The sequence below is a fragment of the Microcystis aeruginosa FD4 genome, assembly GCF_009792235.1.
In the GTDB taxonomy this organism is placed as follows: domain Bacteria; phylum Cyanobacteriota; class Cyanobacteriia; order Cyanobacteriales; family Microcystaceae; genus Microcystis; species Microcystis viridis.
The window spans coordinates 123337-148612 of record NZ_CP046973.1; the positions used below are offsets into that span (position 1 = coordinate 123337).

Annotated in this window: 27 protein-coding genes and 1 pseudogene; 12 read left to right on the plus strand and 16 right to left on the minus strand. The window is 43.4% G+C overall.

The genetic code is table 11. The features are described 5' to 3' along the window. Positions 1-10: 10 nt before the first annotated feature. On the plus strand, positions 11-2677 hold the full coding sequence (gene gyrB, locus GQR42_RS00600; protein ID WP_158198498.1) for a DNA topoisomerase (ATP-hydrolyzing) subunit B: 2667 nt from the start codon (positions 11-13) through the stop codon (positions 2675-2677). Between the two features lie 77 nt (positions 2678-2754). Here gyrB and GQR42_RS00605 read toward each other — a convergent pair whose 3' ends face one another. The 3 genes from GQR42_RS00605 to GQR42_RS00615 form a co-directional block, all read right to left on the minus strand. Beyond that, positions 2755-2952, minus strand: coding sequence for a hypothetical protein (locus GQR42_RS00605; protein WP_158198499.1), 198 nt, complete (start codon positions 2950-2952; stop codon positions 2755-2757). Between the two features lie 575 nt (positions 2953-3527). Then, positions 3528-4064, minus strand: a complete 537-nt coding sequence (locus GQR42_RS00610; protein ID WP_158198500.1) for a deoxycytidylate deaminase — start codon at positions 4062-4064, stop codon at positions 3528-3530. A 147-nt stretch (positions 4065-4211) separates the two neighbouring features. After that, the gene (locus GQR42_RS00615; protein WP_158198501.1) at positions 4212-4355 is read right to left on the minus strand and encodes a hypothetical protein; all 144 of its coding nucleotides are present in this window, start codon (positions 4353-4355) and stop codon (positions 4212-4214) included. Between the two features lie 132 nt (positions 4356-4487). Here GQR42_RS00615 and GQR42_RS00620 point away from each other — a divergent pair, with 132 nt between their 5' ends. From GQR42_RS00620 to GQR42_RS00640, 5 genes are all read left to right on the plus strand, one after another. Further along, positions 4488-5231, plus strand: coding sequence for an energy-coupling factor ABC transporter permease (locus tag GQR42_RS00620; protein WP_158198502.1), 744 nt, complete (start codon positions 4488-4490; stop codon positions 5229-5231). A gap of 13 nt (positions 5232-5244) precedes the next feature. Next, positions 5245-5568 carry a PDGLE domain-containing protein gene (locus tag GQR42_RS00625; RefSeq protein ID WP_158198503.1) on the plus strand — a complete coding sequence of 108 codons (324 nt, stop codon included), beginning with the start codon at positions 5245-5247 and terminating at the stop codon, positions 5566-5568. A 111-nt stretch (positions 5569-5679) separates the two neighbouring features. Further along, positions 5680-6453, plus strand: coding sequence for a cobalt ECF transporter T component CbiQ (gene cbiQ / locus GQR42_RS00630; RefSeq protein ID WP_158198504.1), 774 nt, complete (start codon positions 5680-5682; stop codon positions 6451-6453). Positions 6454-6467: 14 nt separating this feature from the next. Next, a complete protein-coding gene (locus tag GQR42_RS00635) occupies positions 6468-7250 on the plus strand; it encodes an energy-coupling factor ABC transporter ATP-binding protein (protein ID WP_158198505.1) in 783 nt (260 codons plus the stop codon). A 611-nt stretch (positions 7251-7861) separates the two neighbouring features. Next, positions 7862-8458, plus strand: a complete 597-nt coding sequence (locus tag GQR42_RS00640) for a PEP-CTERM sorting domain-containing protein (RefSeq protein ID WP_158198506.1) — start codon at positions 7862-7864, stop codon at positions 8456-8458. A 291-nt stretch (positions 8459-8749) separates the two neighbouring features. Here GQR42_RS00640 and GQR42_RS28135 read toward each other — a convergent pair whose 3' ends face one another. From GQR42_RS28135 to GQR42_RS00680, 10 genes are all read right to left on the minus strand, one after another. Continuing rightward, positions 8750-8893, minus strand: coding sequence for a hypothetical protein (locus GQR42_RS28135; protein ID WP_233271204.1), 144 nt, complete (start codon positions 8891-8893; stop codon positions 8750-8752). A gap of 136 nt (positions 8894-9029) precedes the next feature. Then, complete coding sequence (locus GQR42_RS00645; protein ID WP_158198507.1) at positions 9030-9995, minus strand: permease; 966 nt, start codon at positions 9993-9995, stop codon at positions 9030-9032. Between the two features lie 106 nt (positions 9996-10101). Then, a complete protein-coding gene (locus tag GQR42_RS00650) occupies positions 10102-11439 on the minus strand; it encodes an anthranilate synthase component I (RefSeq protein WP_158198508.1) in 1338 nt (445 codons plus the stop codon). A gap of 129 nt (positions 11440-11568) precedes the next feature. Beyond that, the gene (locus tag GQR42_RS00655; protein ID WP_158198509.1) at positions 11569-11946 is read right to left on the minus strand and encodes a hypothetical protein; all 378 of its coding nucleotides are present in this window, start codon (positions 11944-11946) and stop codon (positions 11569-11571) included. Between the two features lie 36 nt (positions 11947-11982). After that, positions 11983-13701 carry an ABC1 kinase family protein gene (locus GQR42_RS00660; protein WP_158198510.1) on the minus strand — a complete coding sequence of 573 codons (1719 nt, stop codon included), beginning with the start codon at positions 13699-13701 and terminating at the stop codon, positions 11983-11985. A 146-nt stretch (positions 13702-13847) separates the two neighbouring features. Then, a complete protein-coding gene (locus GQR42_RS28140) occupies positions 13848-14075 on the minus strand; it encodes a HEPN domain-containing protein (RefSeq protein WP_233271205.1) in 228 nt (75 codons plus the stop codon). Positions 14076-14157: 82 nt separating this feature from the next. Then, positions 14158-14586: a HEPN domain-containing protein gene (locus tag GQR42_RS28145; protein WP_233271206.1), complete on the minus strand. Its 429-nt coding sequence runs from the start codon at positions 14584-14586 to the stop codon at positions 14158-14160. Beyond that, entirely contained in the window at positions 14570-15643 is a 1074-nt protein-coding gene (locus GQR42_RS00670; RefSeq protein ID WP_158198511.1) for a ParA family protein, read from the minus strand. Before GQR42_RS00670 ends, GQR42_RS28145 begins: the two co-directional genes overlap by 17 nt. Before the next feature lie 171 nt (positions 15644-15814). Next, entirely contained in the window at positions 15815-16540 is a 726-nt protein-coding gene (locus tag GQR42_RS00675; protein ID WP_158198512.1) for a Uma2 family endonuclease, read from the minus strand. Between the two features lie 433 nt (positions 16541-16973). After that, positions 16974-17213 (minus strand): hypothetical protein, encoded by a 240-nt coding sequence (locus tag GQR42_RS00680; RefSeq protein ID WP_158198513.1) that lies wholly within the window; start codon positions 17211-17213, stop codon positions 16974-16976. A gap of 8 nt (positions 17214-17221) precedes the next feature. Between GQR42_RS00680 and GQR42_RS00685 the strand changes: the two genes are divergently transcribed. Next, positions 17222-17488, plus strand: a complete 267-nt coding sequence (locus GQR42_RS00685; RefSeq protein WP_158198514.1) for a glutaredoxin family protein — start codon at positions 17222-17224, stop codon at positions 17486-17488. Between the two features lie 3 nt (positions 17489-17491). On the opposite strand, the gene GQR42_RS00690 is transcribed toward GQR42_RS00685, so the two are convergent. Continuing rightward, entirely contained in the window at positions 17492-18673 is a 1182-nt protein-coding gene (locus GQR42_RS00690) for a serine hydrolase (protein WP_158198515.1), read from the minus strand. 27 nt (positions 18674-18700) lie between these two features. Further along, on the minus strand, positions 18701-19501 hold the full coding sequence (locus GQR42_RS00695; protein ID WP_158198516.1) for an RNA methyltransferase: 801 nt from the start codon (positions 19499-19501) through the stop codon (positions 18701-18703). Positions 19502-19537: 36 nt separating this feature from the next. Here GQR42_RS00695 and GQR42_RS00700 point away from each other — a divergent pair, with 36 nt between their 5' ends. The 5 genes and pseudogenes from GQR42_RS00700 to GQR42_RS00715 all read left to right on the plus strand — a co-directional run bounded on the left by GQR42_RS00700 (position 19538) and on the right by GQR42_RS00715 (position 23352). Next, positions 19538-19693 carry a DUF2256 domain-containing protein gene (locus GQR42_RS00700; RefSeq protein ID WP_158198517.1) on the plus strand — a complete coding sequence of 52 codons (156 nt, stop codon included), beginning with the start codon at positions 19538-19540 and terminating at the stop codon, positions 19691-19693. Positions 19694-19717: 24 nt separating this feature from the next. After that, a pseudogene (locus GQR42_RS29765) lies at positions 19718-19909 on the plus strand (hypothetical protein). A 172-nt stretch (positions 19910-20081) separates the two neighbouring features. Then, positions 20082-21230: a glycosyltransferase family 4 protein gene (locus GQR42_RS00705; protein WP_158198518.1), complete on the plus strand. Its 1149-nt coding sequence runs from the start codon at positions 20082-20084 to the stop codon at positions 21228-21230. Positions 21231-21239: 9 nt separating this feature from the next. Next, on the plus strand, positions 21240-22574 hold the full coding sequence (locus GQR42_RS00710) for a TrkH family potassium uptake protein (protein ID WP_158198519.1): 1335 nt from the start codon (positions 21240-21242) through the stop codon (positions 22572-22574). An 88-nt stretch (positions 22575-22662) separates the two neighbouring features. After that, entirely contained in the window at positions 22663-23352 is a 690-nt protein-coding gene (locus GQR42_RS00715) for a potassium channel family protein (RefSeq protein ID WP_002765468.1), read from the plus strand. A gap of 153 nt (positions 23353-23505) precedes the next feature. Here the strand turns inward: GQR42_RS00715 and GQR42_RS00720 are convergent, their stop codons facing one another. Further along, positions 23506-25104 carry a SpoIID/LytB domain-containing protein gene (locus GQR42_RS00720; RefSeq protein ID WP_158198520.1) on the minus strand — a complete coding sequence of 533 codons (1599 nt, stop codon included), beginning with the start codon at positions 25102-25104 and terminating at the stop codon, positions 23506-23508. Positions 25105-25276 lie beyond the last annotated feature (172 nt).

The following is a 25276-nucleotide window of genomic DNA, read 5'->3' on the forward strand; positions in this document are numbered from 1 at the left end:
GGGAAATTTTATGACAAGTAACTACGGCGCGGAACAGATACAAGTTCTCGAAGGGTTAGAACCAGTCAGGAAGCGGCCGGGGATGTATATCGGTACGACCGGGCCGCGGGGACTACATCATTTAGTCTATGAAGTGGTGGACAACTCGATCGATGAGGCCTTAGCGGGTTACTGTACTCATATCGAAGTGGATATCAAGGCCGATGGTTCCGTCAGCGTTACCGACGATGGCCGGGGTATTCCCACCGATGTTCACCCCACCACGGGTAAATCTGCTCTCGAAACCGTTCTCACTATACTTCATGCCGGCGGTAAATTTGGCAGTGGTGGCTATAAAGTGTCGGGAGGGTTACACGGAGTCGGGATTTCCGTCGTTAATGCTCTTTCCGCATGGGTCGATGTGACAGTCTGGCGCGATCATAAAGTACATAGCCAACGCTACGAAAGGGGTATCCCCGTCACAGAATTGGTCAGCAGTCCTAGTGAAGAGGAAAAAACGGGAACTAGGGTTAATTTTCTGCCAGACACCGAAATTTTTAGCCAAGGCATCGAATTTGATTACAGTACCCTCTCTGGACGTTTACGAGAACTAGCCTACTTAAATGCCGGTGTTAAAATCACCTTTAGCGATTACCGTCCCGGGGAACCCCACATCGAAACCTATTGTTATGAGGGGGGTATTAAAGAATACGTCGCTTATATGTGTCGGGAAAAAGAAACCCTGCACAAAGATATTATCTATGTATCGGGGGAAAAGAACGGAATTAATATCGAAGTGGCGTTTCAGTGGTGTATAGATGCCTATAGCGACAATATTCTCGGTTTTGCTAATAATATCCGCACCATTGACGGGGGAACTCATCTAGAAGGATTAAAGGCAGTTCTGACTCGTACTTTAAATAATGTTGCTCGTAAACGCAATAAAATTAAAGAAAACGAGCCTAATCTAGCGGGGGAAAACGTCCGTGAGGGTTTAACCGCCGTTATTTCCGTAAAAGTCCCCGAACCAGAATTTGAGGGACAAACCAAGACCAAATTAGGTAACACTGAAGTCCGGGGTATTGTTGATTCCCTGGTGGGGGAAACTCTCAACGAATACCTAGAACAAAATCCCCAAGTGGCCGACACGATTATCGAAAAAGCAGTACAAGCGTACAAGGCGGCGGAAGCAGCCCGACGGGCCCGGGACTTAGTACGACGGAAATCGGTCTTGGAATCCTCACCTTTACCGGGTAAATTGGCTGATTGTAGCGAAAGAGACCCAGAAAAGTCAGAAATTTACATCGTCGAAGGGGACAGCGCCGGCGGCTGTTTTCATGGTGATACAGAAATCGCCCTTGTCGATGGACGCAACCTCAGTTTTAAACAGCTAGTGACCGAACAAGCCCAAGGAAAGGAACATTTTTGTTATACCATTCGTGACAATGGCACGATCGGGGTTGAACGAGTTATTAATGCCCGCATCACCAAAAAAGACGCAGAAGTAATTAAAATTACTCTCGATCATGGTGAAGCGATTATTTGTACTCCTGACCATCTTTTCCTGTTAAGAGATGGTAGCTATAAACCTGCTGCGGCTTTAACTCCAGAAGATGCTTTAATGCCTTTGTATCGGAAATTGTCCGCTCTTCGTGACCCCGGAATCACCATTAACGGTTATGAAATGGTCTGGAATCCCGCTTCCGATTCTTGGTTGTTCACTCATGTGATCGCTGATTGGTATAATCGTTGGCAGGGAATTAACACGATCAAGAAAACTTACTATCAAAAAACCCTAGCGACCTTAAAACAAATTGAGATCGATCGAGGTTATATTGATTTGGAAGCTTATCAAAAATATCGGCTTCAGACGCGGGATAAATCAATATTGCGATTTGATTCTTTCTGCGATCGCTACTTTGATGGTGATAAAAATAAAGCCTTAGAAGCGGTGTCTAATTACAATCATCGAGTCGTGGCGATCAAGCGATTAGAAACAAGATTCGATGTCTATGATATCGAGGTTCCTCACACCCATAACTTTGCCCTTGCTTCCGGTGTTTTCGTCCATAACAGTGCCAAACAGGGGCGAGATCGTCGTTTTCAAGCGATTCTACCTCTGCGGGGAAAAATCCTCAATATCGAAAAAACCGATGATGCCAAAATCTACAAAAATACGGAAATTCAATCCTTAATTACAGCCCTCGGTTTGGGGATTAAAGGAGAAGATTTTGACCCCTCACAATTGCGCTATCATCGCATTGTTTTAATGACTGATGCTGATGTGGATGGCGCACACATCCGAACTTTGTTGTTAACTTTCTTCTATCGTTATCAGAAGAATTTAATTGATCAAGGTTATGTATATATCGCCTGTCCTCCTCTCTATAAATTGGAACGCGGTAAAAATCATTCCTACTGCTATAGCGATCGAGAATTACAGCAAAAGATAGCGGAATTTCCCGCCAATGCTAACTACACAATCCAACGTTTTAAAGGGTTAGGGGAAATGATGCCCCAACAACTTTGGGATACTACTATGAATCCCGAAACTCGCACTTTAAAACGGGTGGAAATCGAAGACGCAGCCAAAGCTGAGGAATTATTTACCATTCTTATGGGCGATCGAGTTGCCCCCCGGCGAGAATTTATCGAAACCCATGGACCACGTTTAAATCTTACCGATTTGGACATTTAAACAGTAACTTGGGGCTGTGTTAGTCTAGGCTAATACAGCCCGATTATATTCCCTAAATCCAGTTACTAATCGGGGGGTTAGGGATTCAAGGAAACCGGGGCGCATTCCAGAACTTCATCGAAAAAATCAGCTGGTAGCAGTGGATTATCGGGGTCTTCTAGGGCGTTTTTGGCAATTTCCGCTTCACTCATCCCTTTAACTTTCTCCCAGTTCGTTTTGCCTTTCAACTTCGCCCACTGTTCGCGGGTGACTCTGGTAATATGTTCTTCGTTCACGGTTGTTAGCCCTCCTAGCACTAATTATTCGACAAACCGAGCCACGCCATCTATAAACCACCACTCAAGTGGAGCGATGTCGCCGTTGAGGATAAGGGACTTGCGTGGGAATAATATCCCAGCTTTGAAAATCGCTCTCTAGAAGAATCAGACCAGCCAGATGGCATATTATCAAAGCGCAAGTCCCTTAGCTGCGGAGGCTCTCGAAGGCTCTCCCCCTACTTAGGGTTGGCTGAATAAATCTAAAAACCTTGTTGGGTAAGACTTTTAGACTTTTTGTCAATCAAAAAGTACCGGATATGGGAGTGTTCGGGGGGAAAATTCAGATACTTTTTCCCTGAAAATTAGGTAATTGACACCCTCAAAATCGGTAAAACCCTACACCCCACACCCTACACCCCACACCCTACCCCCACGAAAAACTTTTTGCCGCAAACCCTACTTAGGGTGATCAGCAAATCTGATCGATCAGAGGGCGCAGCTTCCTTGCGCCCCTACAGTAAAGGATTTTGTCCACAATGTAGGGGCGAACTGCGTTCGCCCAAAAGGTACATTATCAAAGCGCAAGTCCCTAACTACCTGAGATCGATCGAAATGGGATTTAATAAAAATAAGGCCGCATGACTAGCCATTTCTGCTGATAAATAAATCTTTTTATATTTAATAATCCCCGTTTCTAGAAAAGAATCCCTTAACATGGCTTTTGTCCCACTATTAAAATCCGCTTCGTAAAAAACTTCTTTAATTCCCGAAGAAATAATTAGTTTTAAACAGGAAATACAGGGTTCTAAAGTAACGTAAATACTAGCTCCTCGTGTAGAAATACCGTGTTTAGCCGCTTGAGCGATCGCATTAGCTTCGGCATGAATTGCCCGAGAGGGAATTTCTCCGGATTCTCGACAGGTTCCCAAACCGGGATAACAAAAACCCTGGGCAGTACAATGAACTGTTCCTGATGGGGAACCATTGTAACCCGTGGCTAGAACCTGCCGATCTTTGACAATTACCGCACCGACGGGAAAAGCTAAACAGGTGGATCTGGTGGCGGCTAATTTAGCGATCATTAAAAAATATTCGTCCCAAGTCGGTCTTTTTTCTTCAGAGTTGATCACGGTTTCATACCAAGCTAGAAAAAGCGAAAAAGAGGGGGTTATCTCTGATAGCTTATCATTAGTTGACCTCTAAACCAATTAAAGCACTACCCTGACTACCGATCGCGTAGTCAATGTAGTCACCAGACTCTTCTAACTGATAACTGATTAATAACCAGCATAAAAACCGAAAAAAAGCTCTAAATTTAATAATAATTTAAATAATTTGACTGCTTGAGAATAATTCAGATTTTGGCTGATAGCTAAACCCTGACGACCAGAAAAAATAACAGAAATTCTTAAGAAGATCAAGGGTTTAAATCCCCAGAGAGAGCATTGTAGAATGAAGCGGTTAGTTATCTACTAGAAGATAGGACTTTTCCGTCCCAGCGAAACAATTCTCCTCAAATCCTTAACCCAAATTGCCAAGGAGACTGAGTTTTAATGTCTGTTAATTTTCTGGGAGTTGGCTTGTTTCACCCTCTCCTTACCCCTTATCTCGCCCTCCATATTCCTGACGGCTTTTTGAGTCCATCGGTGAGTCTATTTACTTGGATAATTGCCGTCGTCCTGATTGGCTTTTCTCTCAAAAAAGTGCGCGGTCACTACGCTGAACGGGCTGTGCCTTTGATGGGAGTTTGTGCCGCCTTTATTTTTGCCGCCCAGATGATTAATTTTCCCATTCCGGGGGGAACCTCCGGACATTTGTTAGGGGGGACTCTCGCGGGGGTTCTGCTCGGTCCCTGGGCGGGTTCTCTGGTGATGGCGGTGGTTTTTATCGTGCAAGCTTTATTTTTTCAAGATGGCGGTTTAACGGTTTTAGGGGCAAATATCGTCAATATGGGTCTGATCGGGACGTTTGGCGGTTATTATCTCTATCTGGGGATCAGGAAAGCCCTTGGTTTTAATAGTTGGCGCAGTATGGCGATCGCTGTTGCCCTGGCCGCTTGGACAAGTGTGGTGGTGGCGGCGTTGGCTTGCGCCCTGCAATTGGCTTTATCTGGCACTGTACCGCCTTTAGTCGCCCTTTTTACTATGTTATCTTGGCATATCCTCATCGGTATCGGGGAAGCGGTGATTACCGTTTTCGCTGTCGGTTATATCTGGCGAACCCGTCCCGATCTCCTCTACGATCCGCCCCATTCCCTTAATACCTCTGTTCCCTCTTCCTACGCTTCTCGTCAATAAAGCAATTAATTCGATGAATATTCGCAGAAATAGCCAATTTTTTCTGATTGGCTTGGTATTATCCCTAATTATAGCCGTTTTTCTTTCTCCCTTTGCCAGTCTCGATCCCGACGGACTCGATCGAGTGGCGGAAGACTTACAATTTAGCCAAAAAGAAGACCCTAACGCCCTAGGTAGTCAATTACCTTTCGCCCGAATTTTTGATGGTTATGCCCTCAAAGGTGTTCCCGAAGGTGTCGCCACTCCCCTGGCCGGTTTTCTGGGAACTCTTGCCACTTTCGGCATCGCTTGGGGTATCGGTAAATTAGTCATTCCAAAATCCCAAAATCAGGAGTAAGGAGATAGGAGTCGAGAAGTGGGGCATTTAGCTAAAATTTCCCTAAACCCCTATATCCCTATATCCCCTTTCTAACTGATAACTGATAACTGATAACTGATAACTGGATCAATGCTACACATTGCTACTTTTTCTCGCGAAAATGAGTGCCAAAATTTCGCTTTTTGGCAGAAACTTGCGCCCCATACCCGGGTTTTAGTGACTCTTTTGTTAGTTTTTGCCACAGCCTTAACTCCGAATGGTAGCTGGGCAACTTGGGGGATTTACGGATTAGGATTAATTATTTTAGTTCTGATCAGTCGGGTGACTATTAGCGTACTTTTACAAAGAGTAGCGATCGAATTTGTCTTTATCGGTGTGGTTTTATTGGGAACTCTTTTTCGCGATGGCGGCGAAATTCTTTGGTCTTGGGGATTTTTGCGGATAACTAGCGAGGGATTGCTGGTTTTAGGCAGTGTCGCCCTAAAAGCTTTTCTCTGTCTTTGTACGGTCAATATTCTGGTTTTAACGACAGCAATTCCCGACCTGTTACAAGCCTTAGTTACCCTAAAAACTCCCCCTTTATTGGTGGCAATTTTAGCTTCTATGTACCGTTATCTAGCTGTTTTGAGCGCTGAATTTAATTCCATGCGAAGGGCAGCAATTGCGCGTAATTTAATGAGTAGTCCCCGATGGCAACGGTTGCTAGTGGGACACATGATCGGCTCTTTATTTATCCGTACCTACGAACGGGGCGATCGCATTTATCAAGCCATGTTATCGAGGGGTTACACCGGTTCTTTGCCTTCTGTACGGGTTCCCCAAAGCAAGCTAAACGATTATCTCGCTATAATTGGCATAGTAATTCTGATCCTCTGGGGTCAAATGGTACATCTACTCAGGTAAAAGTCTCGTTTTTCATGCACCACAACCCGATTTTTATTGAAAACCTAGTTTATACCTATCCTGACGGTACAGAAGCGTTAAAGGGTATTAATTTAGCCATTGAAGCTACGGAAAAGGTGGCTTTAGTCGGGGCCAATGGATCGGGAAAATCCACCTTATTACTGCATTTTAACGGTATTCTCCCGCCGCAAACGGGTAAAATCACCGTCGGTCCCTACCAAGTTAAACCAGAGAATTTAGAAAATATCCGCAATTTTGTCGGTTTAGTCTTCCAAAACCCCGACGATCAGCTATTTATGCCCACTGTCTGGGAGGATGTGACTTTTGGCCCGATGAATCAGGGAATTCGGGGAGAGGATTTAAACCATCGCTGTCATCATGCTTTACAAGCGGTGGGATTGGATTCCCAGCATTACGGTAAGAGAAACAGTCAGAATCTATCGGGGGGTGAAAAAAAACGCGTGGCGATTGCGGGGGTTTTAGCCATGTTGCCCGAGGTCTTAGTTTTTGATGAACCTAGCGCCCAACTGGACCCCCGGTCCCGTCGGCAATTAATACAACTGTTAGCCACTTTACCCCAAACCCAGGTGATCGCCACCCATGATCTCGATCTGGCTTTAGAACTATGCGATCGCACGGTGGTTTTAAGTCGTGGTCAGGTGGTGGGAGAGGGAGAAACCGCTAAGATTTTAAGTAATCGGGAATTTTTGGAACAACACGACCTGGAAACACCCCTTTGTTATAGTCGTCCCTACTGTGCGATCGCTGATGCGCCCTCACAAGTCAGTGATCAGTGATCAGTGATCAGATGTGAGTTTTCAGTTTACTGGCTCTCCCGACATCATGGGGGAAAATGTTCGCATATGTTACATTTGGGCGAACGCGGTTCGCCCCTACATTGTGGAAAAAATCCGTTACTGTAGCGGCGCAAGGAACCTGCGCCCTCCGATAGATAAGGTTTGCTTATCACCATAAGTACGGGAGAGCCAGTTCACCGATTAAGTAGGGTCTGCTGAAAAAGTTTTTCGTGGGAGCAGGGTGTGGGGTGTAGGGTTTTTCAGTGGGTCAATACCTAATTTTCAGGGAAAAAGTGCCTAAATTTTGGCGTTGTCAGATCGGAATATGAAGAATGAATTGCGACACAACGCAAGCTTTGCTCTTAAAGCGTTGTCAAGTGTGAAGATAATCGCGCGTCAGAGCAGACTTGACAACGCTTGTCATTTTTGCTAGGTTATGGGGTAATTACAAGCGCAACAATATTTTTTAGGAGGCATTTATTTGTGGTATTAGCAAAACTTATAAAAAACTCCGTTGGGGGGGGGTAATACTTATCAGTCTCTCCATCGCCAGTGGAGTACAAGCTGTAACTATTACGGTTCCTGGCCAATCTAGCCCTTGGCTCGCAGGGATGCCCAATGGAACTACTCTCGACGGGGATACTGCTCCTAATCAGTCTCCTGTACAATTGTCGGGACTTTCCTTGATTCCTGGACAAACGCTCAATTTCTCCGTAACTGGGGCAGTCAACAATAATCCCTCCCCACCCCCACCCACCGCTACGCCAGATGGGACAACACAGTTTCTAAACTATGGTCCTAACTTTGGAATTTCCAGGATTAACGCTCCGCTCAATTCCCTTCTCGGTGTCTTTTTAGATAACAGCCAACCAGATTCGACTCCTGCACCGGCATCTCTTGACTTTTCTGCAATTGGACTCAATTTTTCTTCGTTAGCTCCACAAGTTAAGCAAGTTTTCTTCATCGGCGATGGACTGACAGGAACCGGCAGTGGTGCCGTGCAGAATTTCATCGTTCCTGCTGGAGCAACTCGCCTCTTCCTTGGACCACAGGATTTTGCAACGTTTAACAACAGCGGAAGTTTTACTGTAACAGTTCAAGCAGTACCTGAACCTAGCACAATTCTGGGCTTAGGTGTATTAGGATTTGGTGCTTTCTTGAAGCACAACCTAGCTAAATCTAAAAAGTCGAATAAACAGGACAAGTAAACAAGTCAAATTTTGGGCGCAGGCAGTTCGATAAACTCACTGACCACATTGCGCCCCTACCATTGGCGCAATAATATCATTGTAGGGGCGAATTGCATTCGCCCTCTTTTAATAACTTCTGCTGCTCACCATAAGTGAGAGAAAGTCACAAATAATGAGATGCAGCCTACACCCTTTCTTAGATAATCCTTTCTTATCACCATAACTCCGATAAGCAGAATTAAGATAGAGTTTAAATGCTTAGGAAAAAAGGGTCCGTAGGCGCACGGATCTTCCATTGTGAATACAATATCATGTCAAGTCGCCTTTGTCAAGAGAAATTTTGACAAAATCCAGATTTAGTAAAACGTAGTTAGACAGCCAAAATTTCCGCTTTAACTTCAAGCTAACAATCCGTCCTAACGCAGCACCATCGACTGTGATTGATGTAATCATCAGATGGACTATGATTAGGTATCTAGTTAAGACCATTGGAAAATAGGGTCTGTAGGCGCACGGATTTTCCATTATGAATATAATATCATGTCAAGGGGCTTTTGTCAAGAGAAAATTTTTCTGACCCGGAAGAAATTCAACCTAGATAAAAACTGAGGATCAGAGCCACTAAAAAAGTCATTAACAGGCATAAAATTCCGAAATAAAGGACGATTTTAGGACGGAAAGCTGATAGGAGAAGGATAAAAGCTTTAATATCAATGAGGGAAGCGACCAGTAAAAAAGCTAGAGTGGAACCCACGGACAGATTAGTAATTAAAGAACCGGGGACAAAAGTGCTAAGACTAGCATTAACAGCGAGGGTGAAACCAAAGAACAACTGGACGAGAATTTGAGTAACGGGAGTATTCCCCCAGGCAATTAATTGACTCTGAGGTAATAATAGCTGAAAGACACTAGCGATCGCACAACCAATAATTAATAATCCCCCTAATTCCAGCGCTTCATCGATAAAGTTATCGAGAAATAACTGCACAGAAATTGGCCAAGCTTGCCTATCTCTAGTTTTATACTCATAAACAAGACTGCCGACTCTTTGTAGGGGTTGACTGGCTGCTTCCTCCAGTAAAAAACTACCGGAAAGAACTAAACTCGATTCTAGGGGAATTTCGCTATCGGTGTGGGGTTTTTCCCGATAGAAACTAAAGAGAGTACCGATAACAATTGCCATTAACCAGACCGAAAGCGATCGATAGAAGAAAATACTAGAATAGCTGAAAGTCTGCCAAGTTAGCCAAAGAGTGACGATATTGAGGGTAGGTGCAGCGGTAAGAAAGCTAAAGACCACCCCTGGGGGTACTCCCTCTAATAAGAATCTTCTAGCGACGGGAATCGTGCCGTATTGTCCGACGGGTAGGATTAATCCGATGGCACTGCCAACGATCGCTCCTAAGACTCGATTACGGGGAAATATCGCCGCTAATCGCTGTTTATTGACGAAAACCAGCAAAAAACTGGAAACGGCTGTCCCCAAAAGTAAAAAGGGAAGCGAGGTCAAGACTAAACTAAGAAAAAAAGTAACAGCGATAGAAATTTGATTCATGAATAGGGTTCAAGATCGGAAGCTATCCTACAAAATAGCAGATAAGGTAAAAAGTAAAAAGAGCGGTTTTAGATGCAAGAATAGGTTAGTTTCTTGAAATCAAAAATTAAAAAGAACGTAAAGCGATTAATTGTGCCTCAGCTTTATGAAGGGATTCTAGCCATTCTTTTTCGGGATCACTATCGGCAACTATTCCCGCTCCCACTTGTCCCCAAACGGTGTTTAAATTCCCTTGAGCAGTCATTAATAGGGTACGGATGAGAATATTCAAATCTAAATGACCCCGTAGGTCAATATAGCCACAGGAACCATAGAATAAATTGCGTCGCATCGGTTCCAATTCTTCGATAATTTCTAGACAACGAACTTTCGGACAACCGGTAATTGTTCCCCCGGGGAAAAGAGCTTTAATTAAATCAATAGCATGATACTTTTTATCTAATTTTCCTTGAACATTACTGACCAAGTGCATAACGTGACTATAACGCTCGATCGTCAGTAATTCATCCACATCAACCGATCCCCATTCACAAACTCTACCCAGATCATTACGTTCTAGATCCACTAGCATAATATGCTCGGCGCACTCTTTTTTATTAGTTAATAGTTCCTCGGCTAATTGTCGATCGAGTGCTTCGGTTTTACCCCGGGGACGGGTTCCAGCGATCGGTCTAGTGCTGGCTATTCCCCTTTCTAATTTTACCAATCTTTCGGGAGAACAACTAATCATTTCTCCCCAAGGGGTGCGCCAATAACTGGCAAAAGGAGAAGGGTTAATCTGTTGTAAACTGCGATAAATTTGCCATCCTTTTGCCCTAGTTGTGCTTTGAAATCTTAGGGATAAATTTGCTTGAAAAATATCGCCTTTTCTGATATAATCTAGAGCTTTTTTAACAGCTTTTTCGTAGTCGAGTTGAGAAGTATAAAAGATTAAGGGAGAGGGATGGGGATCGATCAACTCAAAATCGTGGTTAGTGGTTAAAGATTGTTCGTATTTATCTAAATCTTCGGGTTTAGTGGCAGCTAACCAGAGAATTTGTGCTTGGTGATCGAGAATGGCAAAACTATCCGGTTCATACCAATAAGCGACGGGAAAAGGGAGAGTATCAGCTTTCCTGTCGGGTAATTTTTCTATCTCCCAAGCTAAATCATAGCCTAACCACCCCAACCAACCGCCATGGAAGGGAAGATGATCGGGAAGAACATCGGATCGGGTTTGGAGGAGTAAACTGCTTAAAAAGGGCAAAATTTCCCCCAGTGCGGGGGTCCAAAGCTGACGCGGGGAACCAGCACAAAGAGAGTAACGGGAGAGGGAATTACCCGGATAGGGACTTTCTAGTAAAGTAGCGATCGCATCTTGGCAGAATAAACAGGCAAAAACCTCGGAACCAGTGCGCTGATGCAGAGGAAGCGATCGCCAATGCCATGCTAAAGGTTTTTGCATCTAAACTCGCGGGCCAAAATAGCTGGGAAATTGGGTATAACTGGGGTTTTGGTGTTAGTTGTGGGGGAGTTTATCTTTCCTATCTGCTAACACCTATTCTCTTAGTCCTAAATGTTTGCTGCCTACTAATTATCCCCGATAATCGAGGTCAATTTCTTTAGAACCACCGCGCTGTAATTGGCCTAATAATTCCCCTAACTGACTCCAAACCAAACCACCGATGAAGATAGTCATCGGGAGAGAGATAGCGTAGGCAACCCAACCATTGAGAATAAATATATCTAATCCCGAGGCCAGGAAAAGACAAATCCCGATACAAATCCCAATAAAAGGAATTTGTAAGGAACTAGATTTTAAAAGATTTTGATCGTCTGAACCCTTATTTTTATACCAATTGTTAACCACTTGCTTGAGACTAGCTTCAAAAGCGGCCCCGCAGGTAATACCGATAAATAAACCAGCAAAAACTAGAAAATAGGGCGGTTGGGGCAGAAAATAATAATCCATAGAAAAAGTGATTAACCGATGATGACCTTAAACACTTTAACGCGAACTGGTTTCTCGCGGAAGGACAGCGGCCACACCTGGGGACGATAATTCCCGAAAAGCGCTCATGGCCACATCCAAGAGTCGCCGCGGTTGCAATTCTCCTTGAATTAAACCCCAGAGACGTTGCACTTCGGCCGTGTGGAGACGGTCATCTTCCGTTAAAGCTAATAGCAATTGACGACGCAGATAACGACCTTCTTCCGAGAGAAGAAAAGTGATGCCTAATTGCGCGGTGGGCAGTAAATCGAAGTTACTTTCCGAACGAGCCATTTTAATCATGTTTTCTAGGCGTTGCCACTGGAATTTACCGTTTTTGAACAGGACATCCAGTAAACGCCGCCGCAGTTGGGGCGATTCCCCGGTCAGGAGACGTTTAGCGACGTAGGGATAGGCCACTTGGACGATTTTGAAGTTAGGATCGAGGGTAAGGGCCACCCCTTCTTGGGTGACGAGGGAACGAATAATCAGGGCGAATTTGGCGGGAATCCGGAAGGGATATTGGTACATCAATTCGGAGAAATCATCGGTAATGGTGCGGAAATTGAAGTCACCGACACTCTGACCGATGGCATTGCCTAAAACTCGTTCTAGGGCTGGAATAATTGGTTTTATATCCGTTTCTGGGGTTAAAAATCCCAGTTTGACAAAGTTGGCGGCCAGGTTTTCGTAGTCTTTGTTAATTAAATCGACGACGCAACCAGCGAGGGTTTCTTTAGTTTCCTCCTCTAACTGGTCCATCATGCCAAAATCGATATAGGCCATGCGACCATCAAAGGTGGCGAAAAGATTACCCGGATGGGGATCAGCGTGGAAAAAGCCGTGTTCGAGGAGTTGCTGTAATCCCGAGGTTACGCCGATTTTAACGATACTATTGGGGTCTAATCCCAAAGCTTTGATATTCTCGATATCGGTGAGTTTATAGCCATCAATCCATTCCAGGGTGAGGACGCGGCGACCACTATAACGCCAGTAGATACTGGGAACTTTAACTTCGGGGTTATTTTGGAAGTTGGTGGCGAATTTTTCAGCGTTGCGACCTTCGTTTTGATAGTCGATTTCCTCAAAGAGTTTGGTGCCGAATTCATCGACAATCAGGGTGAGGTCGTGGCCGAGATTGAGGGGTAATAAACGACCGAATTTTTGGGCAGCCCAGCGCATTAGGTATAAATCGAGGCTTAAAAGCGCCCGCAGCCCCGGTCTTTGCACTTTAACGGCTACTTCTTCGCCGGTGGGTAGAATCGCTTTGTAAACCTGTCCTAAACTAGCGGCAGCCACGGGGGTGGGGGATATTTCTCGATAGGCTTTTTCTACAGGCATCCCCAATTCTGTCTCGATAAGGGCAAAAGCGATGTCGTTATCGAAGGGGGGAAGTTGGTCTTGTAGTTTAACTAATTCGTCTAAAAAGTCTTTGCGAACGAGGTCGGGACGGGTAGAGAGAGCTTGACCGACTTTGATGAAGGTGGGACCCAAACGGGTGAGAATTTGCCTAAGTTCGCTGGCACGCCTGTATTTATTGGCTTCTTCTTGCTTTGTCCATTTGTCCCAGAGGAGACTGAGGAGAAATAATCCTAAAGACCAAGTAATCACGAAAGCGCGACCGAACAATTGCCAAGGTTTGTAACGGTATTGTTGAGCGATCGCTTCTGCACTGTAAGGAGTGAACTGTGTTTCTTCTCGTTTCCGGTCAGTTTGACTGTCTTGATGCCGACTCACTAGCTAATCTCTATATATCTTACGCCACTTAATATTGTAGCTAAGTTCTTGACATCAGTATACAAAACTACACATTATTTAATGATTGTTATAATTCCCTGAGAAATCATAAGTATTTATGGCCGGACTGCCGGGGAAATTCTCGGCTAGTGGATGTCCTCAAGTACCTGATGGATATTTTCAACAAGCTGTTCTATAAAGTTAACGGCATCATTAACGAGATTTTCATCGATATTCCAGCGACTGCCAATGCCATAACTCGGGTCTATATCAGCTTCGTGGGCGATTTTGTTCCTTCGATCAACAATTGCGCTAAGTTGGCTTTTAATATCTTTAGCTGGTTTATTTAGTTTGCTGGCCACTTCTTCCCACAATTTCTTGGCTGAAATTAGTCTAATGGCCTCCGCTATTTTGTCCGGTTGTTGAAAGCTTTTATAGCTGAGGTTTTCTCTAATTTCAGCCTAAGAGCCAATAATTACTATTAAGTTTGTTAGTGAGAAGATTTTCAATCATTGGTAGTACCTCGGAAATTGAGCGAGATTCTTGATCAAAAAAAGAACCGTAGTTTTGTTGAATTTCGGTCTCTAACCAAGAGCCAATACTAATAGCTATCAATCGTTCTTGTCTTGCGCCATCTAAGGATACTTGAAAACGAGAAAAGGCAGAGGGTTCTGAACGTTGGCCTCGATAAATTTCCAGCATTCCTAGAGTAACCACTTCGTGAATATAATAATCTAAAGCGCTGACAGTCAGGACTAAAGCGGCTCTGAGGATATCCGATAGATCTGGGGCGGGAGTAGTCTGAGATTTGAGAGAATTGTGGATAGCGATTAAGTCACGAACGCGAGCAATGCTAAGGCGAAATTGTTCAATTGCTAACTGCATAAATCTCGGAGGTAAGACCGATAACTTTGTCTGCCAATTCAGCAAAAATCTTCTTAAAGTCTTCTTGTTTTTCTTGAGCTTTATCCAATACTTTACCTTGCCATTTAGCCGAGCGCAATTGTTCATCAGTTAACGCAAAAACAGGCCGTTGATGTTCTTGGGATAAAGCAATAAGACTATTAAAATTAGGGATTTTTACTAGAGTACAGCAGTCTGGTACACCATTCTCATTGTACATCGAATCAGGTAACATCATGGCATTTTTTTTTAGGGCTGGAATCATTTTATCGCTGATATTTTCCTCGATTGTGTTAATCCATTTTTGAAAAGCTTTTGTTTCTTGACCACTTCTAATTCGATAGTTCTGAACAATAGTTCCCAAAAAATGTAGGTTAACTTCGGGGAAGGGATAGTTGGCTGTTTTGAGAATTGGTAAAGCACTAGCTGCCTTGGCCCATTGATACCACTTAGGCAAGATTTTAGTTAGAGAATCGATAGCCATAACTGAGAAAAAATCCGCTGCGGTTGGCACAATAAAAAAGTTACTGGTCATCAGTATATTTTGATTGATTGACCCCAAACTGGGACTCATATCGATTAAAATATAGTCAGCTTGGAATTTTTCGGCAGTTTTGTCTAATAAATATGTAATCGCACCGGGGACATTTTTTAAAGCTTGAATTGACCCACTAAGTTCTTGAGCAATACCTAGGGTAACTTCATATTCAGCTAACCCCACATGACCGGGCAGTAAAAATAAATCATCACGACCATAAATAGGAACACAGTCCACAGCTTCGATTAATCTCGGTTGAGATTCAAAAGCGGGTGCTAAAGCTGTTTTAATATTAGAGTAAGTATTGTAGATAGCCTGTAGTCTTTCTTCTGTATCTTCACTTTCTTTAGCCAAAGCCATACCAGTTAAGTTACATTGGGGATCAGTATCGACAATAATTACTCTTTTGCCCTTGTCAGCAAGCATCCAACCAAGGTTAAAAGTGGTTGTAGTTTTGCTCACTCCACCTTTATGATTAAACAAAGCTATTTTTTGCACCATGGCATTAATTATATTTGAAGATTGTTGCCCTTGGTCATTATTGTAACATCAGTGTGGAGATTTTGCCATGATTTCTAGGCTAGAATCAGAGTTTCGGATTACTCGTTTTAATGCCTAGCAATTAAAGAAAAATTGCGTCATGGTTTCCACCCTAACCCCCCCACTGGATATTTAAGCAATTTCATCGGGATTAATGCCCAATTCTCGCAGCTTTTGGGCTAATTTTTCCGCCCGTTGTTGTTCTCTTTCTTTGGCTAATCTTTCCTGTTCTTTGGCTAATCTTTCCCGTTCTTTGGCTAATCTTTCCTGTCGGGCCGACTCTTGAGGGGTGGGAACCAATTCACCCGATGCGGTGAAATAGCGCAATTTATTGGCAAAAATCCCTAAATATAATCCTAGTTGCTTACTCCATAAATAACCGTTTTCATTGGGGGTAATCGGTTGGTATTGTCCCTCGATTAAAGTGAATCCTTGCCATTCTAAAGTATTGGGATCAAACCAAAAATATTCAGGAGTCCGGAAAGTATGCTGATATAGTTCCTTTTTGGCTTTTCTGTCCACATTAGCGGTGGAATCGGAGAGAATTTCGATGATTACATTGGGATATTTACCCCCTTCTCCCCAGACAACCCAACTTTTTCTGGGACGTTTCTCTGTATCTAAAACCACGAAAAAATCTGGCCCACAAAAATCTCGCTGTTTCAGTTGTCTTTCGTTATAATATATGGTCAAATTGCCCGAGGCATAGTAATCGTTTCTATCTTGCCAGAGCCAATCAAGACAAGATAATAATAAAATAATTTGTTGTAAATGCAGATCACTTTCCACGGGTGGTTCATCACTCCATAAATCGGTGGGAGGACAGACAATATCGGTAGCAATATCTAGGGTTGTCATCGTTTATAAACCCATTGAGTCAATTTGGGGTGATTCTAGCAACAAGGCACAATCAATACAATTATATTATAACTTTTATCGTTTTGCTTGGCGGGAAACTTTCTGCTAAAATTAGGGGTTACTTTCGGTTTTATCACTCAATCCCAGCTTTTGGGGGGTTCTACCCCCCAAACCCCGGAGCGCATTAGGTTAACTGTGAGATGCTTACACGCGATTGTTCATATTTTTGTACCAATTTAAGAGTCCCTGATAATTGCTGATTGTCGATATTTCTGCAAATGTGGGATGCACTCCTTAATCTTCCGCTCGGTCTTAGGGAGATTTTTGTCAAGTCTGAACTCGAATTACTTAACAATTCGGTGAAGGTGAATCAACGAGAGCCGTTAATCTTTATTAAGGGGGGGGTTGCCCTCAATTTCCTTCCTTGAAGGACTTATAAAAACCAGAAGAAAGCAATTAAAATAACAGTGAGAGTGGCGGCAAAAATGAGAGCGTATTCAATTTTTTTATTGATAATACCAATAACCATGACTAGGGTAATTGCCAGAATAAACACACCGATATAGACTAGATCTTGAGTACCTGAATTAACTAAATTATTATTTAAAGTCGGTGTGGGTGTGGGAGTTTGTAGAATTGTTGATAAGAGACTAATCGTGGAGGTAATGAACATAAATAGTTATGACTACCATAGAACTAATTTTATACAGTAAACCGGACTGTCATCTTTGCGAAGGGTTGCTAGAGAAACTAGAAAAAATCCGTCAACCGGAGTGGCAGTTAGAAATTAGGGACATTACCAGTCGAGAGGATTGGTTTAACGCTTATCAGTACGAAATCCCCGTCCTCTGTCAAAAACTGGCCACGGGGGAAAAAATCCTCCCTCGTCTTTCCCCCCGGGCAAATGCCGAACAATTAGCCCGTCTTTTAGTCAATAATTTAACCTAGGGGCTAATTACCCGGACTAGGAATAACGACCGGACTCGGAGAGGGAGAAGACTGGGCGACTGGTTGCGGTTTGGCTGCGGGTTGAGTTTGATACCATTTAAAGTGTTGGTAGGCCGTGCGCGATATTTGTTGAATCAGAGTCCTAGCGTTACTATCATTGTGGGGACGTTTCACCATCACTGCTCCCAGATAGCGTTTCCCGTTGGGCATATCAATAATCCCCGCATCCCCTAACATCGAGCCAATATCACCGGTTTTATGGGCAATATCGGCGGATTTCTCGATACCTTGCGGCAGCAGGGTGCGAGTGCGCGTTTCCTGCATAATATTTAATAGACGATCGCGGGAACGTAAACTGAGTAATTCCCCTTGATTAACTTTTCCTAAGATTGTCACCAAATCTCTCGGACTTGTGGTATTGGTTCCTTCCAAGTCTGGTAAAGGGTTATTAATTACCGTACTGGTCAAACCCCAAGCTTGAAAACGCTGATTAAGAGCCTTTTTGCCGCCCATCCGCTTAATTAACATATTAGTAGCGGTATTATCGCTAATTACGTTCATTTTAGTGGCGGTTTCTAGGGCAGTATAGGTTTTATTCACTCCTAAATACTGCATATCCCCGGACCCACTGGCCAGGACATCCTTAGTGGCCACCAGGGTTTCATCGAGACGAATTTTTCCCGCGTCCACATCCTCAAAAAAGGCGACCAGAATCGGGATTTTAATCGTACTAGCGGCGGCAAAAATAGTATCTCCGCGAAAATTAGCGTAAGCACCGTTATCGAGGTCAATAAATAAAGCTCCCGCCTGTAATTTCGGATATTTGACCGCTAAAGCCTGTAATTTCTGGTTAAGGCTGCTGAGATTTTCGTTTAAAACTAAGGTGGTCGGTTTTGGGGTGACGGGTTTGGGAGTCGGGGAATTAGTAGCGGTGGGTTTTGGGTGTAGAGGTAATTTGCTCGGATCCACCACGGTTAAAACCGTACCAGCGATCGCACCTAAACCGACACCAAGGATAGAGAAGCGAAGAACCTGAAGGAGAAAAGAAGCGATTAGGTTAGGTTTACGTTGTTTTTTCGACTTTTTAACCGGTACAGACCTTTTTTTATTGTTTGAGTCCATAGACCTAGGGGACTTAAGGCCAGATTGGACTTTAGTGGGACGACGAGTTACTTGACGAGTCACGGTTTTCCTCAAGGGTATCCAGATTTATTATCGATCGCTAGGAGAATTTTTTTTCTTGCCCTTGAGACTATCAAGACCGAGAAAAAGTTGCCCGATACTTTCAATATGACCGATAATGCCCCGCAGCAGGGCTAATTCCTCCACCGTGGGACGGGCCCGATGATAAAATTGCCGGAATTTCTCCATCCTAGCGGCGGCGGTGTGGGGGTAAAGATAGCCAATTTTGAGCAAAAAGCTTTCCAAGTGCTGATAATAGCCTTCTAGAGCCTCAAAAGTGGCATTAGGGGGCGTTTCTAACGGGGGTTCGAGCCTATTTTCCGTGGCCATTTGGTACAGTTCGTAGGAGCAAACCGCCACCGCTTGGGCGAGATTGAGGGAGGAATATTGAGGATTAGCGGGAATACCGACAAAACGCTGGGCGTGGTTCAGTTCGCTGTTACTTAAACCCCGGTCTTCTGGCCCGAAAATTAAGGCCGATTCCAGGTTAGGGGTGAGTAACCAGGGTAAGGCTGTCCGGGGTGTTTCCAGGGGAGTATTCAGGTGACGGGGTTTCGAGGTGGTGGCAATGATGCGATGACAACCCTGCAAAGCTTCCCCAAGGGTGGCTACCCGTGAACAGTTTTCTAGGACTTCAATCCCGTGTACTGCCATGCGTCGCGCTTCTTCTGCAAGGATATCGCAGGCGGGATTGACGATAATTAAGCGACTTAAGCCCATATTCCGCATAATTCTGGCAGTGGAACCCACATTTAAGGCTCCGGCTGGTTCAACTAAAATAATTCTCAGGCGATCGAGTGGGGAACTCTGATTATTTTCATCTACACTCATAGATAAGGCGCAGTTTTTGACTTTTTAACTTTAATCATGGCACGTCAGCCCTCGAAGTCCGATCTTCCCAGTAAAATTTGTCCCGTTTGCGGTTTATCCTTTACTTGGCGCAAAAAGTGGCAAAACTGTTGGCATGAGGTCAAATACTGTTCAGAACGCTGTCGTCGTCGCAAGTCCTCGACTAATGAGTAAAAAGCCGAGAATTTTAACTAGGGTCTGCTGAAAAAGTTTTTCGGTGGTGGTAGGGTGTGGGGTGTGGGGTGTGGGGTGTAGGGTTTTACCGATTTTCAGGTGGTCAACTACCTAATTTTCAGGGAAAAAGTCCCGGAATTTTCCCCCTGATCACTCCCAGTCCGGTACTTTTTGATTGACAAAAAGTCTAAAAGTCTTACCCAACAAGGTTTTTAGATTTATTCAGCAGACCTTAACTATGAGATAGGCACTCTTGCAAAAGGCAATTTTTAGCTGAGGACTTAGATGAGTAATTAATTTTGCTTAGGTACTCTATTAGCTTTTAATTTTACAGCTAATTTAGTAAGCTGATACTTGGCTAAATTAACTTTTTCTTAAGAGAATCTCAATGCACATTGCCTGGTTAGGAAAAAAATCTCCTTTTTGCGGTAACGTTACCTATGGGCGAGAAGTGACTAATTCCCTGCTCGATCGAGATTATCAAGTCAGTTTTCTACATTTTTCTTCCGAAAAACCCACCGTAAGCGATTGGCCCGACTTTTACGACGAAATCACCCTGCCACGTCTCTATAGTTCCCAAGTCTATACTATTCCCACCCTGAAATCGAGTCGGGTTCTACAGGATAAACTCAGGGAACTGAAACCCGATCTAGTTCATGCGTCCTTGCCCCTGTCTCCCCTCGATTTTCTACTACCGGAAATTTGTGAGTCTTTAGATTTGCCTCTGGTGGCGACTTTTCACCCGGCTTTTGATAGTAAAATTCGCAATCTGATCTCCAGTACCCAATTATTAACCTACCAACTACACGCCCCTTTTTTAGCTAATTACGATAAAGTAATTATTTTTTCCACCTCTCAACGGGATTTTTTAGTTAAATTGGGAGTTCCCGAAGAAAAATTAGCAATTATTCCCAATGGGGTTGATGTTAATAAGTATTGTCCAGGACCATCGAATATTAAAGCTCAATATAATGCCGATTGTTTATTTGTTTATCTCGGTCGGATCATGCCGGAGAAAAATGTAGAATCTTTATTGAAAGCTTGGAAAAAAACCAATTTAGGGGATAGATGCAAACTGCTCATTGTTGGTGATGGTCCGTTAACTGCTTCCCTTAAACCTTTTTATGGAGAAGAAGATGGTATTATCTGGTTAGGTTTTATCGGCGATGAAAATAAACGAATTGAAATTTTGCGCGGGGTTGACGGCTTTATTTTACCCTCTTTAGTGGAGGGTTTATCGATTTCCCTCTTGGAAGCGATGGCCTGCGGTGTTGCCTGTCTGGCTACGGATGTGGGTGCCGATGGGGAAGTGTTAAAAGGTGCGGGAATAGTTCTAGATACTAAAGGACTAATTACCCAGTTAAAAACTCTGTTGCCCGTATTACGAGATCATCCCGAATTAAGCACAATTTTAGGTCAAAAAGCCCGTCAAAGAGTTTTAGACTCTTACACTCTTAGCAAAAATATCGATCGCTTACAGTTAGTTTATCAAGAAGTGTTAGCCCAAAAACAATCTTCTCTTAGCTACTTTCACTAAGGAATTTATATGACGATCGCCCGGACAATTTGCTTGGGATTTATGGCGGTAATTTTAGCGGGAACTTCCCTGTTGATGTTGCCTGTTTCTACCACTAGCGGCACTTGGAATGATCCAATTGTTGCCCTCTTTACCTCCACTTCTGCTGTCTGTGTCACGGGTTTAGCAGTGGTAGATACGGGTACTTATTTTTCTTTTTGGGGTCAATTATTTATTGCTTTATTAATTCAAGTGGGTGGACTGGGATATATGACCACTACCACTTTTTTGATGTTATTAATTGGGCGAAAATTTGACCTGAGACAGAAGTTAGCGATTCAAGAATCCTTCGATCGACCTTTCCTACAAGGTAGTCAAAGTTTAATGAAATCAGTGATTGCTACTACTCTAGTTTTTGAGTTAACAGCAACTTTTGTTATGTTAACTGTCTTCACCCAAAAGTATGATTTTAGGTATGCGGTGTGGTTATCTTTATTTCATAGTATTAGTGCCTGGAATAATGCGGGTTTTGGCTTGTTTAAAGATAACTTGATGTCCTATCAATCCTCAATTGTTATTAACTTAGCTATCACAGGATTGATCATTTTTGGAGGTATCGGTTATCAGGTAATTATCGAGTTTTACACTTGGTTTATTTACCGCTTTCGATATAAACGAAAAGGTTTTGTTTTTTCTCTTAACTATAAAGTTGCTATCAGTACAACTATATTTTTATTAGTGATAGGAACATTGGCTTTTCTATTTACTGAACAGGGAAATGGTGACACTTTGGCTAATTTATCAATTAAAGATAAATTGCTGACTGCTTGGTTCCAATCGGTAACATCGAGAACAGCAGGATTTAATACCATTGATATTGGTAAAATTTCCGTAGAAGGTTTATTAATTACCATGGCTTTGATGTTTATAGGAGCCAGTCCTAGCGGTACAGGGGGAGGTATTAAAACCACAACTTTTAGGATTTTATATAACTGTACTCGCTCAGTTTTACGGGGACATGAAGAAGTGACTCTCTATCAAAGACGCATTCCTATGCCGTTAATTTTAAAGTCAATGGCGGTGGTTTTTGGTTCAGTTATAGCGATTATTATCTCCACCCTAGCTATCTCATTGGTGGAGACAGATTTTAAAATGATTCAACTATTTTTCGAGGTAGTTTCTGCCTTTGGAACAGTCGGCTTATCTATGGGTATAACGGCCGCTTTATCGCCGATTTCTAAGTTAATTATTGTTTTTATGATGTATCTGGGACGGGTAGGAGTTATACTTTTAATAGCGGCTATTATCGGCGATCCGAAACCAACAGTTATTAATTACCCCGAAGAAAACCTTTTAGTGGGATAATTAATATCACTTATCAGTTATCAGTTTCTCCTGTCTCCTCACTCATTGACACTAGCATTTTAAATGCGTAACAGTTTAACTTAAAATTATGCAATCAATTAAATTTTTTAGTAGTATGCGTCCCCAAAATCGTCAATTTGCCGTGATCGGATTAGGCCGATTTGGGCGTGCCGTCTGTGAAACCTTACGCAAACAAGGTTATCAAGTGGTAGGGACAGATATTGACGAAGGATTGGTAGCGCAAGCATTATCTGATCGCATAGTAGATAATGCGATCGAGCTTGATTCTACCAAACCTAACGCTTTGCGAGAAGCGGGAATTTTTGAAACCGATACGGTGATTGTCGCTATTGGTAAATACGTTGAAGAAAGTATCATTACTACTCTCAATTGTAAGGAAGCAGGGGTTAATTTTGTCGCCGCTAAAGCTTCCACAGAAATCCATGGAAAATTACTCAAAAAAGTTGGTGCAGATTTAGTAGTTTTTCCCGAATACGATGCTGGTTGTGAGTTAGCGCACCGTCTAACCAGACCATCAATTTTAGAACGATTTGATCTCGATCCCGAACATAGTATTGTCGAGTTAAAAGTCCCGGAAGCTTTTCACGGTAAAACCCTAGCAGAGTTAGAAATTCGTAATCGTTATGGCTTAAATATTGTCGCTGTCGGTAATGCGGAAAAATTCAAGATTAACCCCAATCCCCAAGAAAGATTATACAAGGATTTAGCCATGGTGGTGATTGGTTCTAACCGAGATATTCAGCGTTTACCAATGTAGAATTTAGTCAAATATTTGATTTACTTAGTTTCTAATCCTCTTTTTAGGTAGGAGAATTGTCAGAGCCTTTCTCTTGCCTATTGCCTATTGCCTATTGCCTTCAGAAACTGATAACTGATAACTGATAACTGATAACTGATAACTGATAACTGCTTAATTTCCTCGCCAAAAGACAATCGAATTATTGAGAGGTTGGATGGTGGTGCCGGGATAATAGAAAGCGAGAATTTGTTCGGGAGACCAACCCAAACGGGCTAAATTATAGGAACCAAATTGACTTAATCCTACCCCGTGGCCAAAACCGCCACCAATAAAGTTATAACCCTGGATCTGTCGATTGGTATCGTAGATAGGATCGATGTAGAATAGGGTACTGCGAGGCGGTCCTAAGGCACTACGCACCTCATTTTTATGGAGTTCCAAAATCCCCTTATCGGTTTGAATGGTCATAGTCAGAATCCGACCGGAAGGAGAGCGCTTAGTCACTTCTATCCATTGGATTTTCTGAAAGTGGGCAAGGGGATGTTTTCTGCGTTTTAGATAGGTTTCTAGGTCTTGACTCAAATCAGCTAAAGAAGCTTGTTTTTGCCAGCGAAAAATCCTTCGCCCCGTCTCATTAAAACCATCTTTAAGATTAATAAACTGGCGAAAAGTTGTCTCATTAGCGAGAGATTGTTTCGAGAGATCCCAGACTCGATTAGGGGAGTCCACCACTGCCCGGAGATAAGGCCTTTCTTCCCCATCCCAAACATCACTAAAGAGGGCAGTTATTCCTCCGGTGGTGGAGGAATAAAGGGCATCCACTAACTCATTTTGGTAGGTTAAAACTAGGCCTCGCGTGGATGCGATCGCTTGATCAGCCCGGGGATTAGTTCCCGTCAATCCATAATAAACTTGACAATGGGTATCGGCACAGAGTTCGTAATTATCGGCTTGAAAACGGCGGAGATTGCGGAGGGCGTAGGTACGGGCGATAATAGTTTGCGCCCGGGTGGCACTTTCCGGGGCATCATGACCGATTTCGTGGGGTACAACCCCGCGCAGGTAGGTTTCGAGGGGAACGTTATTAACTAGGGTAAAAGTGCCGTAGGCGTTGGGCTGTAGGCGCATGGTTCCCCCGTACAAACGTACCTGATCGGGGCTATGGGTGACTTGAATCAGGTTTTTTTGGCTCTCGATTTCTAATTCTTTGGGAAAATAGCGCACCCCGTTGATCAGGAAAGAAACTTGCGGCTTTTCTTTGAGTAAAACACTATTAATATAGGGTTGATTGTGGCCTTTGGCTTGCAAACTGGTCAGCAACCAACGTCGCACTAGGGGATTTTCATAAACTTCTCGCTTTGCCCAGACCTGCCAGCGTCCGGGTTGGGTAATTTCCACTTTAATGCCCATTTTTGCCCAATTTTTGGCGCTATTTTCGGCGGTTTCAAAGGTGGCATGGTCGCTCAAAATCACTTTTTCTTGGAGGATGGGAGAAGCGAGGGGACGGGGAATAACTTCTAATTGTAGGCGATTGGTTTGCAGGGTTTGGGATTGGCCATCTTCTCCCACCATGCGGAGGGTGAGATGATCACCACTGGTACTGCCCAGGGTTAATTTTTCCTTGGCTTCATCACCAAAACGTTGGACAATGCCCACTCTCAGAAGGATATCCTTGGCCATAGCGGCAGGAATTAGGGTTAAACTGAGCAAGATCGCCGCAGTTATGGAACTGATGCTAATTATTGGTTTTTTTTCCTTGATTTTTAGCATAAAGTCAAGTATCTGTTAATAAGTTTTCATAAAAGTTGAGGATATTCAGAGATTATAGCAGCAAGCCGTTAGGGGAATGGGGGAATGGGGAGGTGGGGAAGTGGGGGAATGGGGGAATGGGGAAATGGGGAAATGGGGAAGTGGGGAAGTGGGGAAGTGGGGGAATGGGGAA

Bases quoted from the DNA above. Each gene is read 5' to 3' on its own strand.
- gyrB (WP_158198498.1), top strand. From the start codon at position 11: ATGACAAGTAACTACGGCGCGGAACAGATACAAGTTCTCGAAGGGTTA.
- GQR42_RS00620 (WP_158198502.1), top strand. From the start codon at position 4,488: ATGTCTGTTAATTTTCTGGGAGTTGGCTTGTTTCACCCTCTCCTTACC.
- GQR42_RS00625 (WP_158198503.1), top strand. From the start codon at position 5,245: ATGAATATTCGCAGAAATAGCCAATTTTTTCTGATTGGCTTGGTATTA.
- cbiQ (WP_158198504.1), top strand. From the start codon at position 5,680: ATGCTACACATTGCTACTTTTTCTCGCGAAAATGAGTGCCAAAATTTC.
- GQR42_RS00635 (WP_158198505.1), top strand. From the start codon at position 6,468: ATGCACCACAACCCGATTTTTATTGAAAACCTAGTTTATACCTATCCT.
- GQR42_RS00640 (WP_158198506.1), top strand. From the start codon at position 7,862: ATGCCCAATGGAACTACTCTCGACGGGGATACTGCTCCTAATCAGTCT.
- GQR42_RS28135 (WP_233271204.1), bottom strand. From the start codon at position 8,893: ATGATTACATCAATCACAGTCGATGGTGCTGCGTTAGGACGGATTGTT.
- GQR42_RS00645 (WP_158198507.1), bottom strand. From the start codon at position 9,995: ATGAATCAAATTTCTATCGCTGTTACTTTTTTTCTTAGTTTAGTCTTG.
- GQR42_RS00650 (WP_158198508.1), bottom strand. From the start codon at position 11,439: ATGCAAAAACCTTTAGCATGGCATTGGCGATCGCTTCCTCTGCATCAG.
- GQR42_RS00655 (WP_158198509.1), bottom strand. From the start codon at position 11,946: ATGGATTATTATTTTCTGCCCCAACCGCCCTATTTTCTAGTTTTTGCT.
- GQR42_RS28145 (WP_233271206.1), bottom strand. From the start codon at position 14,586: ATGCAGTTAGCAATTGAACAATTTCGCCTTAGCATTGCTCGCGTTCGT.
- GQR42_RS00670 (WP_158198511.1), bottom strand. From the start codon at position 15,643: ATGGTGCAAAAAATAGCTTTGTTTAATCATAAAGGTGGAGTGAGCAAA.
- GQR42_RS00675 (WP_158198512.1), bottom strand. From the start codon at position 16,540: ATGACAACCCTAGATATTGCTACCGATATTGTCTGTCCTCCCACCGAT.
- GQR42_RS00680 (WP_158198513.1), bottom strand. From the start codon at position 17,213: ATGTTCATTACCTCCACGATTAGTCTCTTATCAACAATTCTACAAACT.
- GQR42_RS00685 (WP_158198514.1), top strand. From the start codon at position 17,222: ATGACTACCATAGAACTAATTTTATACAGTAAACCGGACTGTCATCTT.
- GQR42_RS00695 (WP_158198516.1), bottom strand. From the start codon at position 19,501: ATGAGTGTAGATGAAAATAATCAGAGTTCCCCACTCGATCGCCTGAGA.
- GQR42_RS00700 (WP_158198517.1), top strand. From the start codon at position 19,538: ATGGCACGTCAGCCCTCGAAGTCCGATCTTCCCAGTAAAATTTGTCCC.
- GQR42_RS00705 (WP_158198518.1), top strand. From the start codon at position 20,082: ATGCACATTGCCTGGTTAGGAAAAAAATCTCCTTTTTGCGGTAACGTT.
- GQR42_RS00710 (WP_158198519.1), top strand. From the start codon at position 21,240: ATGACGATCGCCCGGACAATTTGCTTGGGATTTATGGCGGTAATTTTA.
- GQR42_RS00715 (WP_002765468.1), top strand. From the start codon at position 22,663: ATGCAATCAATTAAATTTTTTAGTAGTATGCGTCCCCAAAATCGTCAA.
- GQR42_RS00720 (WP_158198520.1), bottom strand. From the start codon at position 25,104: ATGCTAAAAATCAAGGAAAAAAAACCAATAATTAGCATCAGTTCCATA.